Origin of the sequence: Kribbella sp. NBC_00482, assembly GCF_036013725.1 — a bacterium.
GTDB lineage: Bacteria > Actinomycetota > Actinomycetes > Propionibacteriales > Kribbellaceae > Kribbella.
Genome location: NZ_CP107881.1, coordinates 3,779,291 through 3,792,846 on the forward strand (window position 1 = coordinate 3,779,291; position 13,556 = coordinate 3,792,846).

Genomic DNA, 13,556 nt, shown 5'->3' on the forward strand with positions numbered 1-13,556 from the left:
TTTCAGGCGGCTGCTGATGCTGTTTTGATGTCCACCGGTGTGATCGGCGTACCGTCCTGGGGGCCGTTCTGCGGCGTGACGCCGGCCTCCGCGACCTTGTCGATCAGCTTCACGCTCGGCTCGTCGATCGTCCCGAACGCCGTGTACTGCGGGGTCAGCCCGGAGGCGTCGCCGTACACGATGAAGAACTGGCTGCCGTTCGTGTTCGCGCCGGAGTTCGCCATCGCGAGGATGCCGCGGCCGTACTGCAGCGTCGGGTAGACCTCGTCCGCGAAGCTGTAGCCCGGTCCACCGGAGCCGGTCCCGCTCGGGTCGCCGCACTGCAGCACCTGCAGGCCTTCGCCGACCGTCAGCCGGTGGCACTTGGTGTTGTCGAAGTACTTCTGGCCGACCAGGCTCAGGAAGCTCTTCACCGTGCAGGGCGCGAGGGCGCTGTCCAGGGTCAGCTGCAGGTCGCCGACGGACGTGTTCAGGCTGACCTTCGACGTACCCGACGCCTTGATCTTCCCGTCGGCCGGCGCATTGACCTTCTTCGCGGCCGGCTCGGTGGACTTCTTGTACGTGCAGTTCACCTCGGATGCGAGCGGCGTCGCGCGCTTCGGGGCCGGTGCCATCGCGGTCGGGATACTGGCCGGCTTGTTCTCCGGCGGCGCCGACGAGGACGCGGCCGGCTTGTCGTCGCCACCCACCCCGAACAGCACGAAGACCCCCACGAGAACCACGACCACCGCCGCGATCGCGGTCACGGTGATCCCCAGATTCCGCCGCTGTCGCCGCCGCTCAATCTCCCGCTCAGCCTGCCGCTTCGCCTTCCGCGCCGCCAGCTGCTGCTGATGGGTCTTCTTGGTCATGCAGAAACCCTCCTCACCGAGACACCTGCAGGGAACCTACAGCGAAAACCTGAGAACTGTCTGTCAATCCAGAGCTACTAATTCCCACCGAAGCCGGTTTTCGTCGATGTAAGGCCGCCAACCGTGCGGAGGCCTGTCGGGGAAGCGCATGCTGGCGTGATAGCGGCGCCCGTGGTCCTGCGGCGCAGGCTGGTTGAGCGTGAGCGCATCGGCCACATCAGCGAGCATCTCGCCGATGCTGAACCAGTCCGGGACGGACGACGCCTCCGACTCGTTGTCAAACGTGCTGACACAGCCGAACTGCTCGCCCTCGCGAAGGTCGACGAACAGATGGATGTCGGTGCCCGCGTCGCCGATCGGCAGAAAGCCGTCCAGCCACTCGAAGGACCCGCTGCCGGCCGGAGCCTGCTCGCCGGCGAGCGATCGCTCCGGAAAGACCGTGGCGGTAACGGTCCGCAACATCTCGCGGTCGCGCAGCATGCGGTCGATCCCCATCGGGATGTAGAGGAACGGGAGGAGTCTCCCGAAGTCCGCCTTCCATCCGAAGCCGTTGTTCAGGCTGAGCCAAGCGATCAGATCGCTCGGCAGACGACGGTCCATGGCCGCGCGCAGGGTGGAGATCTCGCTCCAGGACGCCGGCGGCTGAAGGTGCTCCAGCGCATGCGGCAGGTGCTCCTCCAGCCACTGGATGATCGAACCCCACGACTCCGCCACGGACCGGTCCATAACATCCGGACTATGCCAGACGTCCAGGTCCCGGTTGAGTTGGGACACCCGCTGGTGACTGGGGATAGGCAATAGCCTGTTCCCGGTCGCCGAGGGGGGTGCTCACATGCTCGGCTACGGGTGGGCGGCGCCCCAGATCAGGCAGAATTCGTTGCCTTCGGGGTCTCTGAGGCATTGCCAGAGGGGGCCGTCGTAGATGTCGTCGGCTCGGGTGGCGCCGAGGGACAGGGCTCGGGCGATGGAGCGGTCCTTGGTGTCCGGGGGGACGTAGAGGTCCAGGTGGACGCGGTTCTTGCGGACCTGTTTGCCTTCGGGGACCTGGGCGAAGTCCAGGCGGACGCTGCCGCCGCGGAGTTCGGTGACGCCGTGCTGATCGGGGCGGAGCTCGCCGCCGATCAGCGCCTGCCAGAACCGGCCCAGCGCGTCCGGATCCGCCGAGTCGAACGCGACCGCATCAACCACCGGCAAGGGCAGCTCCGCCGCACCCACGTCCGGCGACGGCAGCTCCGTCGCACCGCCGTCCGGCGACGGCGGGTACGCCGCCTCGGCGTCGGGGTCCGGGGGCATTAGTCCTTGATCTCGCAGATGGCGGCGCCGGCTGAGACTGTGGCGCCTACCTCTGCGCTGAGGCCGGTGACGGTGCCGGACTTGTGGGCGTTCAGGGGCTGCTCCATCTTCATCGCCTCGAGGACCACGATCAGGTCGCCCTCGGCCACCGTCGCGCCTTCCTCGACCGCGATCTTGACGATCGTGCCCTGCATCGGCGACGTCAGCGAATCACCGGACGCGGCCGAGCTCTTCGTACCGCCCGCCCGCCGCGACGGCTTCTTCTTCGACCCGCCCGCAGCAGGAGCGGCGCCGATCGCACCGAGCCCGGCGGGAAGAACTACCTCGAGCCGCTTACCCCCGACCTCGACGGTCACCTTCTCGCGCTCGGTGTCGGGCGCTGCCTCGGCCGTCGGACCGTCGTACGGCGTGAGCTGGTTGTCGTACTCGGTCTCGATCCAGCGCGTGTGGACCTTGAACCCGTCCGTCCCGACGAACGCCGGATCGGAGACGACCGCGGCGTGGAACGGGATGACCGTCGGCATGCCCTCGACGACGAACTCCCGCAGCGCCCGGCGCGACCGCTCCAGCGCCTGCGTCCGGTCCCGCCCGGTGACGATCAGCTTCGCGACCAGCGAGTCGAACGCACCCGGCACGGTCTCGCCCTGGTCGTACCCGCCGTCGAGACGGACACCCGGACCCGACGGCGCATGCCAGCGCGTCAGCGTTCCCGGAGCGGGCAGGAACCCGCGACCGCCGTCCTCGGCGTTGATCCGGAACTCGATCGAGTGCCCCGAGACAACCGGGTCGTCGTACCCGAGCTCTTCGCCGTTGGCGATCCGGAACATCTCCCGGACCAGGTCGATGCCGGTGACCTCCTCGGAGACCGGGTGCTCGACCTGCAGCCGGGTGTTCACCTCGAGGAACGAGATCAGCCCGTCCTGCCCGACCAGGAACTCGCACGTCCCGGCGCCGACGTACCCGGCCTCGCGGAGGATCTTCTTCGACGACGAGTACAGCAGCTCCATCTGCTCGGGCGACAGGAACGGAGCCGGCGCCTCCTCGACGAGCTTCTGGTACCGGCGCTGCAGCGAGCAGTCCCGCGTCGACACCACGACAACGTTGCCGTGGGCATCGGCCAGGCACTGGGTCTCGACGTGCCGCGGCTTGTCCAGGTACCGCTCGACGAAGCACTCGCCGCGCCCGAAGGCGCTGACAGCCTCACGTGTCGCCGACTCGAACAGCTCCGGTACTTCCTCCAGCGTCCGCGCGACCTTCATCCCGCGCCCGCCGCCGCCGTACGCCGCCTTGATCGCGATCGGCAGCCCGTACTCCTGGGCGAACGCCACCACCTCATCAGCGTTCGCCACCGGATCCGGCGTACCGGGGACCTGCGGTGCGCCGACCTTCTCCGCGATGTGCCGCGCCTTGACCTTGTCGCCCAGCGAATCGATCGCCGACGGCGGCGGCCCGATCCAGATCAGCCCGGCGTCGATCACCGCCTGCGCGAAGTCGGCGTTCTCGGCCAGGAACCCGTAACCCGGATGTACGGCGTTCGCACCCGAGCGGGCCGCCACGTCCAGGATCTTGGCGATGTTCAGGTAGGAGTCGGCCGGTGTCGACCCGTCCAGCGCGTAGGCCTCGTCGGCGAGCCGGACGAACAGCGCGTCCCGGTCCTGGTCGGCGTACACGGCGACGCTGCCCAGCCCCGCGTCGGCGGCGGCGCGGACGACCCGGACGGCGATCTCGCCCCGGTTGGCGACGAGCACCTTGGTGATCTGCAAGCTGTCGGACACAGCGACTCCCTTCGGCTGGCCCGAGTCTAGGGTCAAGCAGCCGTCCTGCGGGGAGGGTGTTGCTCACACCACGATCACAGCACGGTGGGTTGCCCTTCGAAGAAGGTCTCGAGGACCACCACCGTCTGAGTGCTGGTCACTCCGTCCACCTGATGGAGAGCGCGCAGGGTCGCCTGCAGGCCCTCGGTGGTCGCCGTGCGGACCTTCACCAGGACCGAGGCCGGCCCGGCGATGATGTGCGCCTCCTCGACGGCGGGGATCTTCCGCAACGCCTCCAGGGTCGCCTCGTCGCCCATCCAGGCGCCCGACTCGAGCAGCACGAACGCCAGTACGCCGAGCCCGACCGCGGCCGGGTCGACGTCGATCGTCGTACGCCGGATCACGCCGGACGCCTTCAGTTTCCGGACCCGTTCGTGGGCGGATCCGGCCGAGAGCCCGACCGCCTGCCCGAGCGCGGCGTACGACTGCCCGGCGTCCTCCTGCAACGCAGCCAGTAACCCACGATCCACATCATCTACTGTCATATCGGTCACAAACCAAATCTCGTTCTGTATGAGCTGTCAGAGACAGGATAGCGTTCCGCGTATGACAATCACACTCAACGCCGCGCCGCGGCGGCTCCGGGCCGAACTCGTGGTGCTCGACGAGCGCTTCAGCAAGATCGCGGGCGACGAGTACCTCGAATGCCTGTACGACGGCGGCCGCTGGCTCGAAGGACCGGCGTACTCGCCGGCCTGGCGCTGCCTCGTCTTCAGCGACATCCCGAACGACCGGTTGCTCCGCTGGGACGAGCTCTCCGGTCAGGTCAGCGTGTTCCGCCAGCCGTCCGGCTACGTCAACGGCAACACCATCGACCGAGCCGGCCGCCTGATCAGTTGCTCGCAGGGCGATCGCCAGGTGCTGCGAACGGAGTACGACGGCAGCCGCACGGTCCTCGCCTCGCACCTCGGCAGTAGTGGGTCGAGACGGCGCCTGAACAGCCCGAACGACGTGGTCGAGCGCAGTGACGGGTCGATCTGGTTCACCGACCCGCCGTACGGGATCACCTCGAGCTACGAGGGGCATGCCGCCGAGCAGGAGATCGACGGCTGCCACGTCTACCGGATCGACCCCGACGGCACGCTGACCGTCGTCGCGGACGACTTCATCCGCCCGAACGGCCTCGCGTTCTCTCGCGACGAGAGCCAGTTGTACGTCGTCGACACCCCGGGCAAGCACATCCGCCGGTTCGACGTCGACGGCGACAAGCTCATCGGCGGCGAGGTGTTCGCGCCGTGCGAGGGCGGGATGTTCGACGGCATCCGGCTGGACAGCACCGGCCGGGTCTGGGCGGCGACGCACGAAGGCGTGCACTGCTTCGACCCGGACGGCACGCTGATCGGCAAGCTGCTGCTGCCGGACGTGGTGTCCAACCTGACCTTCGGCGGCCCGAAGGGCAACCGCCTGTTCATCACCGCGACCACCTCGGTGTGGTCCTGGCTCTCGACCGCTCAGCGGTAAATCCTGGCCACGCATATCCTTCGGTGCGAGAGATCCAAATCAGGAGGAGTCGTGATGACGGGAATTCTCGAGCCGTTGGCAGGAACCGCACCGGCCGTCTGGGAGAAGCTGGACGACCGGTTCGCCGGGATCCGCGGTGACAGCCATCTCGAACGGTTGTGGACCGGCGGCCGCTGGGTCGAGGGCCCGGTGTACTCCGCCGCCGGCCGGTACCTGCTCTGGAGCGACATCCCGAACGACCGCATCCTGCGCTGGGACGAGACGTCGTACCAGGTCTCCGTCTTCCGGCACCCGGCCGGCAACACCAACGGCCACACCCGCGACACCGAGGGCCGGCTGGTGAGCTGCGAGCACGGCAACCGGCGCGTGACGCGGACCGAGCACCACGGCGGCATCACGGTCCTTGCCCACGAGTACGACGGGAAGCGGCTGAACTCCCCGAACGACGTGGTGGTGAAGCGGGACGGATCGGTCTGGTTCACGGATCCGGCGTACGGGATCGACAGCGACTACGAGGGGTACAAGGGCGAGATCGAGACCGGCGGCTGCCACGTGTACCGGGTCGCGCCGGACGGCGGGCTGACCCGCGTCGCCGACGACTTCAACCGGCCGAACGGGCTCGCGTTCTCGCTCGACGAGTCGTTGCTCTACATCGCCGATTCGGAGGAGGGGACGATCCGCGTCTTCACCGTCGACGGCGACAAGCTGAGCGGCGGAGAGCTGTTCGCCGAGTGCGGTAACGGCATCTTCGACGGCATCCGCCTCGACACCCAGGGCCGCGTCTGGGCGTCGGCGGCGGACGGCGTGCACGTCTACCACCCCGACGGCACGCTGCTCGGCAAACTCCTGGTCCCCGAGACCGTCAGCAACCTCACCTGGGGCGGCCCGAAACGCAACCGCCTGTTCCTCACGGCGACCACGTCCGTCTACTCCCTCTTCACCACGGCCAACGGCGCCCCGGAGGCCTACGGCCCCCGGGGCTGAGTTGCTTCTAGAGCTTCTTGGCTTGGTCGATGATGGTGAAGACGGCCAAGAATCCGAAGGCCAGGAACGAGAAGGCCAGGACGGCCGTGCGCAAGGTGGTGATGCGGATGGCGCGCGGCAGAGCCCTCGAGTTCATCCACCAGAGCAGGCCGGAGTAGACGAACATCATGGTGCCGGCTGTGCAGGCGGAGATCACCAGGAGCACCAGCGGCTGGGTGACGCCGGCCAGCAGGACGATGATGCCGAAGGCAACCAGTCCCCAGACCAGCCAGAAGTACAGCTTGGACTCGGAGACCGCCGACTCCCGGAGGTACCGGGCCTTGACCATGTCGGCTGCCAGCCGGGACGTGTAGTCGACGATGCCGGCCGCCGCGGCGAACAGCGAGAAGGCGCCGATCGCCCAGAACAGGTAGCCGAACCAGCCGCCCACCAGGGTCTGCAGCGTCGTACCCTCGATCTTCAGGAAGCCGATGTTGTTCTTCACGGCGCTGTCGCCGAACAACGTGGCGTGCGCGAGCATCGAGGTGAAGATGATCGTCACCACGGTGATCGCCACGAAGGTCGCGGCCTGCTCGATGTTCGCGAACTTCCACCAGCGCTTCCAGCGGGCCAGGTTCTCGTCGTTCGGCGGGAACGTGTACCCGTTGGCGGTCGGGTCGGCCTCGGTCTCACCGGTCACCGGTGACGTCAGCCGCGGCACGTGCACGCCCATCCCGAAGCCCTTGTCCCGGATCCAGTTGCTCTGCACGAGGTTCTGGCCGCCGCCCGCGCCGGCGTACGCGATCGCGCCCATCACCAGCGCGAACCCGAGCTGCTCGGCCGGGAACTGCGGATTCGTGACCGCGTCCCCGAGCGCGCCGTACGTCTTCCCGCGGATCGCGAACACGAGCGCGAGGATGACGAGCAGCGCGACGGCCGCGATCTTCACCGCGATCAGCCGCTCGAGCATCACGTAGACGACCGGCGCGAGGGTCAGGATCGCGCCGATCACCACGAGCATGACGATCGCGATCCAGCGTGGGTCGCCGGCGCCGAACAGGTACGTGAGCATGCTCGCCGAGCTCGTCGCCCAGCCCGGCCAGAGGTTCGCGAAGTACGTCATGATCGCGAAGAACAGGCCCCAGTGCTTCCCGTACCGGTTGAAGCCGGTCAACGCTGTCTCACCAGTTGCCAGCGTGTACCGCTCGATCTCCATGTTCAGGAACCACTGGACCACCACGCCGACGAGGGCGCCCCAGAGGAACACCAGGCCGATCTGGCTGGAGATGTAGGGCCAGAGGATGAACTCGCCCGAGGCCAGCCCCACACCGGCGCCGACCATGCCGGGGCCGATGATCTTCCAGGTATTGGCAGGCGGTTCCGGAAGGTCGCGAACCTGCGGTGCGGGCAGGTTCTTGGTCGGTAGCGCGAATCGTCCGTGGTCAGTCGATGCGGTGTCTGCCATCAGGCTCCTCACTTCCTCGAACCCCCTTTCGGGAGGGTAGCGAATACTGTCGACAACGGCGACCCCACACCGCCGAATGGCACACTGGCGCCCATGGGTGGGGTGACAGTCCTGATCGCGTCGTACGCCGGTGCCGCCAGCGCACCCGCCTACGCACGCCTGGCCGGCCTGGCCGCCGAACTGCCGGGGGAGCAGCTGGTACGCCGGGACGCCGGATGGCCCGTCCTGCTGTACGCCGACCCGCTCGACGCGACCTCCGCGGCGCAGTCGCTCCGGGAAGCCGCTGCCCGCGTACCTGCCGGTGAGCTGCTCCGGATCGTCCTGCATACTGCACCTTCAACGACGCAGGCGGTCCGGCACGCCGAGCATTTGCTGGCGATCGCCAACCCCGGCCAGACGTTGCTGACAGCAACGACGGCCGCGGGACTCACGGATCTGATCGACCTCGGCATGCACCGGTTGCGGGATCTCGGCTCGCCGGAGCGGGTCTTCGAGCTGACCGCCACCGCCGAGCCGTTGCGGTCCCTGGACGAGGTGCCGAACAACCTTCCGGTGATGTTCACCAGTTTCGTGGGCCGGGAGACCCAGGTCGCCGCACTCCGTACCCAACTGTCCGGCAGTCGCCTCGTCACCCTCACCGGACCGGGCGGTAGCGGAAAGACCCGCCTGGCCGCGCAGACCGCGGCACAACTGGCCGAACGCTGGACGGACGGAGTCTGGTGGGTCGACCTCTCCGCTGTCACCGACAGTGCGCAGATCCCTGAGACGGTCGCTGCCGCGATCGGTCTCCTGGTCGAGTCCGGTGATCGCCTCCTCATCGGACAGCTCCGGACCAAACGTGCCCTGATCTGCCTCGACAACTGCGAGCAGATCCTCGAGGGTGTCGCCGAGTTCGTCGTCGCCCTGCAGACCGGCTGCCCGGAGATCTCAGTCCTCGCGACGAGCCGGGAGCCGTTGGACTTACCCGGCGAGGCGATCTGGCGCGTACCCGCGCTGGCCCCGGACGAAGCACGGGCGCTGTTCCTCGAGCGCGCCGGCGGTCTCACGCAACCCGAGTCGGACCAGGCGATCCGCTTGATCTGCGTGCGTTTGGACGGCATCCCGCTGGCCCTGGAGTTGGCAGCCGCCTGGGTCCGCACGCTGACACCGGAACAGATCTTGACAGGTCTGAGCGATCGGTTCGGTCTGCTGACGAAGAACGTTCGTGGTGTCGCGGCCCGCCAGCGCACGCTCGCCGCGTCGATCGACTGGAGCTACGACCTGCTCGACGAGGACGAGCGCCAGGTTTTCCGCCGGCTGGCGGTCTTCGCCGGTGGGTTCACGCTCGACGCGGCATCGGCCGTCTGCGGCGCCGTACTGGAGGTTCTCGCGCGGCTTGTCGACAAATCGCTTGTCGTCGCCGAGGGCGGGCGATACCGGTTGCTGGAGACGATCCGCGAGTACGCCGGAACACGTGTGACGGCGGACGACGACGTACGGGATCGGCATCTCGACCACTTCCTCGAGGTCGCCGAGGCCGCGGAACCCTTGCTGGACAAGGATCGCGACGCCTGGCGTGCGCTGATCGAACCGGACCGCGAGAACTACCGCGCCGCCCTGGAAAACGGACTTTCCGCGGCCGATCCGTCACGCGGCCGGCGGCTTGCCGCGGCGCTGCGGTGGCTGTGGAACCTGCAGGCGACCGGCAACGAGGGCATCGGCTACCTGCGCCGCGCGATCGACAGCGCGCCGGACGACAGAACGTTGCTCCAGGCCCGTTTGCTCTACGGGTACGCGACTGTCGCAGACACGGTCGACCCGTTCGGGTACGACGCGGCGGGCCGCGGGCTCGAACTCGCGACCGAGCTGGACGACGACCGGCTGCGTTCGCTGTTCCTCGCACTGGTCGCGGTCGGCGAGTTCTTCACCGACTTCCAGAAAGCGTGGGATCTGACGGCGGAAGGCGTCCGGCTGGCCGACGGGATCGGCGACGAGTCGGCCCGGAACGCGAACGTCGCCCTGCAGTGCGTCCTGCTGTCGCTGTGGGATCGCCACGACGACCTCCGCCCGCTGCTCGATCGCGCCGCCGACGGCCTGATCTCCAGCGGCGAACGCGGTATCGCCTCGACCGTGCTGACCGTCTGGTCCGAGAGCCTGGTCTCCACCGGCGAACCGTTGAAGGCGGTAGAGATCGCCGAACGCGCCCTCGCCGCCGCCGAACCGCTCGCCGACTTCCACCGCGTCGGGACTGCACGGGGACAACTGGCGTCGGTGCTGGCCAGAACGGGCCGGCTCGACGAGGCACGCGAGTTGATGCGGCCGCTGCTCGAGCTGGCCGACACGGCGGGTGCCGTCGTACCGAATCTCGGTCAGGTGATGGGGCTGATCTCGTTCTGGAGCGGCGAGTACGACGCAGCGGTCGAGTGGCTGGCCCGCGACACCGCACCGGACAGCCCACTCGCCGGGACGTTCGCGCCCGCGATGTTGCTGCCAACTGTCGCCGCCGCGAAGCGTGCCGGCGGACAGGACGCTACCGAGCTGCTTGAACGTGCTGTCGAGCTGGCGCGCCGCTACAACCTCCCGCGGATCCTGGCCGACGCACTCGACCAACTGGGCCGGATCGCGATCACCGACCACCCCGACAAGGCGGCCGACCTCCTGCACCAGGCGCTCACGATCCGCGTCGACCACGGGCTGCGCACGTACGTCGTCGACAGCCTGGAATCCCTTGCCCTCCTGGCAACCCACACCAACCGCCCCACCGATGCAACCCGCCTGTCCACAGCCGCAACCGCCGCCCGTACAGAGCTCGGGTTGGCAACACCACCTGACCTCCCGTCGCCCACCCAGCCGTCGCAAGGCGAGCCGCCGCTCCCGTTGGACGAGGCCGTCGCGTATGCCCGGCGTACCCGCGGCGCCCGCGGCCGCCCGTCATCCGGCTGGGCCAGCCTCACACCGACCGAGGAACAAGTCGTCGCCCTCGCGGTCGAAGGCCTCAGCAACCCGGAGATCGGCGAACGCCTGTTCATGAGCCGCGGCACGGTAAAGACCCACCTAGCCCACGTCTACGCCAAACTCGGCGTCGCCAACCGCACCGAACTCGCTTCCCTCAAGAAGCCCTGAGCATCTCCAAAGCCTTAGCAATCCGCCGAGCCCGAGTCTCCGGCTTCTTGGCGTCCATGATCGCTTTCACGTGCTCGCGCCGATGGCTGTAACTCATCCCGTCGAACGCCTCCCGCAACCCAGCCCCCGCCAACGCAGCCGCAAGATCCTCCGGCACCTCCACAACCCGCTCACCGGAATCCCGCTCAACCGTCACAGTCACCGCGTCCCCGTCCCCCTTCCCCAACTCGCTGCGAATGCTCTTCAACACCCCCAACGCCATACACCCACCCATAGACGCAATCGACCCCCGATACCCCACCCCGTCAAACGAAGCCACCACCGGAATCCGCCCACCCCCACCCAACGCCGCAACAACCTCCCCCGGCACCTCCACCCAGGCACCCCCACCGTCATTAACCACAACCCGACCCTCGAACGTCTCCATAACTCGCACCCTAGGACGCGAGCTTGCTGGGCCACCAGACCTTCTTGCCGAGGTCGTGGGCCAGGGAGGGGACCAGGAGGGAGCGGACGACTGTGGTGTCGAGGAGGACGCCGAAGGCGACCATGAAGGCTATTTGGGCCAGGAAGAGGATGGGGAGGACAGCGAGGGCGGAGAAGGTGGCGGCCAGGACCACGCCGGCGGAGGTGATGACGCCGCCGGTGACGGCCAGGCCCACGAGGATGCCGGGTCTGGTGCCGTGTTCCTGGGATTCCTCGCGGACGCGGGTCATCAGGAAGATCGAGTAGTCGATGCCCAGGGCAACCAGGAAGACGAACGCGTAGAGCGGGATGCCGGGGTCGGCGCCGGGGAACTTGAAGACGTGGTTGAACATCAGCGCGCTGACGCCGACGGTCGCGCCGAACGACAGGACGTTCGCGATCACCAGCAGGATCGCGGCGACCAGCGAACGCAGCAGCAGCATCAGGACGACGAAGATCACCGCGAGGATGGTCGGGATGATCACCCGCAGGTCGCGTTGCGCGGCGTCGAGTACGTCGAGGTTGATCGCGGTGTTGCCGCCCACCAGGGTGTCGGGGCTGACCTTGTCCAGTTCGGTCCGCAGATGTTTGACCACCTTCGTCGCGTCCGGTGAGTCGGCCTGCACCTTCAACGTGGCCTGGACCAGTACCTTGCCGTCGACAACCTTCGGCGGTACGCCGGGAGCGATCGAGGCGGACGCGCCGCCGACACCGTCGACCTGTGTGGCGGTCTGGACCACCTGATCCGCCTGAGCGACCGGGGTCAGGATCTGCACCGGCGTACCCGCTCCGGCGTCGAAGTGCTTGGCCAGCTGCTCCTGGCCGGTGACCGACTCGACCTTGTTCAGGAACAGGTCCTCCTGCGACGTGCCGCTGGCCTTGAACGTCGGCAGGAACGCGGCGCAGGCGACCAAGGCGAGCGCCGAGATCGCCCAGACCCGCCGGGAGCGCCGGCCGACCAGGCCGGACACGCGTCCCCAGAGCCGGCGTCCGCCGACCTGGTCGCTGGAGTGCACGTGGTCGACACGCGGGATCGACGGCCAGAAGATCCGCCGGCCGAACGCAAGCAGGATCGCCGGCAGGAACGTCATCGACGCGATCAGCGCACCGGCGATCCCGAGGGCGCCGACCGGCCCGAGGCCCTTCGTGCTGCCGAGCTGCGAGAGCAGCAGACAGAGCAGACCGAGGATGACCGTCGCCGCGCTGGCCGCGATCGGCTCGATCGAGGCCCGCCACGCGACCCGCATCGCCTGGTACTTGCTGTCGTAGTCGTGCAGTTCCTCTTTGTAACGGGAGACGAGTAGCAGTGAGTAGTCGGTCGCCGCGCCGACGACCAGGATGAACAGAATGCCCTGACTCTGACCGTTCAGCTGCAGTACGCCGTTCTTCGCCAGCGGATAGATCACGAGCGCGGCGAGCGCGAGACCGAAGATCGCGGTGAGCAGTACTGCGACCGGGAGGATCGGACTGCGGTACACGATCAGCAGGATCACGAACACGACCGCGAGCGCGACCCCGAGCAGGATCCCGTCGATCCCGCTGAACGCGACCACGAAGTCCGCGAACACGCCGCCGGGACCGGTGACGAACACCTGCAGACCAGTCGGTGTGAGGTCTTGTTCGATGTCTGTCCGCAGTGCGTCCGCGACTGCGAACAGCACTGTCTGGCCCTCCTTGACGACCTCGTCGGCGCGGTCGCTGTTCGCCTGGACGGTGAGCAACAAGGCCTTCCCGTCCTTCGACGGGGTGGCGGCTGCGATCGGAGCGACCAGGTAGTCGCCGAGCTTCTTCCCGTCCCCGAGATCGAGCGCCGGGATCGTGGCCGCGAAGGCCTTGACCTTGTCCTGGTCCTGCGGGGTGATCCCGGATTCGCGCTCGACCAGGACGAAGTACGGCAGGGCCTTGGAGTCGACGAACTTGGCGGTCTCGTTGGCGACCACCGTCGACTCGGCCTGTTTCGGAAGGAAATTGGCGTTGTCGTTCTGCTGGACCTCGCTCAGCTTTCCGACCGCCGGTCCGCCGAGGGCGCCCAGCACGAGCCAAACGATCAGTACGGCGGCGATGCCCGCCCTCCACCTCCATCGGTTCACCCGGGAACGGTACCCGGAACCTCTCACCACCCGCCGGTGGGTGTGCGGGAGC

11 protein-coding genes are annotated in these 13,556 nt (G+C 68.0%); 3 read left to right on the forward strand and 8 right to left on the reverse strand.

From position 1 onward, the window contains the following. Nucleotides 1–2: 2 nt before the first annotated feature. The 5 genes from OHB24_RS18670 to OHB24_RS18690 form a co-directional block, all read right to left on the reverse strand. A complete protein-coding gene (locus OHB24_RS18670; protein ID WP_327640327.1) occupies nucleotides 3–851 on the reverse strand; it encodes a peptidylprolyl isomerase in 849 nt (282 codons plus the stop codon). A 63-nt stretch (nucleotides 852–914) separates the two neighbouring features. Continuing rightward, a complete protein-coding gene (locus tag OHB24_RS18675; protein WP_327640328.1) occupies nucleotides 915–1,577 on the reverse strand; it encodes an SMI1/KNR4 family protein in 663 nt (220 codons plus the stop codon). 114 nt (nucleotides 1,578–1,691) lie between these two features. Beyond that, complete coding sequence (locus OHB24_RS18680; protein ID WP_327640329.1) at nucleotides 1,692–2,144, reverse strand: VOC family protein; 453 nt, start codon at nucleotides 2,142–2,144, stop codon at nucleotides 1,692–1,694. Beyond that, nucleotides 2,144–3,919, reverse strand: a complete 1,776-nt coding sequence (locus OHB24_RS18685) for an acetyl/propionyl/methylcrotonyl-CoA carboxylase subunit alpha (RefSeq protein WP_327640330.1) — start codon at nucleotides 3,917–3,919, stop codon at nucleotides 2,144–2,146. The genes OHB24_RS18680 and OHB24_RS18685 overlap by 1 nt, the downstream gene beginning before the upstream one ends. Before the next feature lie 74 nt (nucleotides 3,920–3,993). Beyond that, a complete protein-coding gene (locus OHB24_RS18690; protein ID WP_327640331.1) occupies nucleotides 3,994–4,428 on the reverse strand; it encodes an Lrp/AsnC family transcriptional regulator in 435 nt (144 codons plus the stop codon). Nucleotides 4,429–4,504: 76 nt separating this feature from the next. Between OHB24_RS18690 and OHB24_RS18695 the strand changes: the two genes are divergently transcribed. Continuing rightward, a complete protein-coding gene (locus OHB24_RS18695; RefSeq protein ID WP_327640332.1) occupies nucleotides 4,505–5,419 on the forward strand; it encodes an SMP-30/gluconolactonase/LRE family protein in 915 nt (304 codons plus the stop codon). Nucleotides 5,420–5,473: 54 nt separating this feature from the next. Next, on the forward strand, nucleotides 5,474–6,403 hold the full coding sequence (locus tag OHB24_RS18700) for an SMP-30/gluconolactonase/LRE family protein (RefSeq protein WP_327640333.1): 930 nt from the start codon (nucleotides 5,474–5,476) through the stop codon (nucleotides 6,401–6,403). A gap of 7 nt (nucleotides 6,404–6,410) precedes the next feature. Here the strand turns inward: OHB24_RS18700 and OHB24_RS18705 are convergent, their stop codons facing one another. Continuing rightward, complete coding sequence (locus tag OHB24_RS18705) at nucleotides 6,411–7,847, reverse strand: Nramp family divalent metal transporter (protein WP_327640334.1); 1,437 nt, start codon at nucleotides 7,845–7,847, stop codon at nucleotides 6,411–6,413. A 93-nt stretch (nucleotides 7,848–7,940) separates the two neighbouring features. Between OHB24_RS18705 and OHB24_RS18710 the strand changes: the two genes are divergently transcribed. Continuing rightward, complete coding sequence (locus OHB24_RS18710; protein WP_327640335.1) at nucleotides 7,941–10,949, forward strand: helix-turn-helix transcriptional regulator; 3,009 nt, start codon at nucleotides 7,941–7,943, stop codon at nucleotides 10,947–10,949. On the opposite strand, the gene OHB24_RS18715 is transcribed toward OHB24_RS18710, so the two are convergent. Then, nucleotides 10,936–11,376, reverse strand: coding sequence for a YdeI/OmpD-associated family protein (locus OHB24_RS18715; RefSeq protein WP_327640336.1), 441 nt, complete (start codon nucleotides 11,374–11,376; stop codon nucleotides 10,936–10,938). The genes OHB24_RS18710 and OHB24_RS18715 overlap by 14 nt on opposite strands. 10 nt (nucleotides 11,377–11,386) lie before the next feature. Beyond that, nucleotides 11,387–13,504 (reverse strand): MMPL family transporter, encoded by a 2,118-nt coding sequence (locus tag OHB24_RS18720; protein ID WP_327640337.1) that lies wholly within the window; start codon nucleotides 13,502–13,504, stop codon nucleotides 11,387–11,389. Between the last annotated feature and the right edge of the window lie 52 nt (nucleotides 13,505–13,556).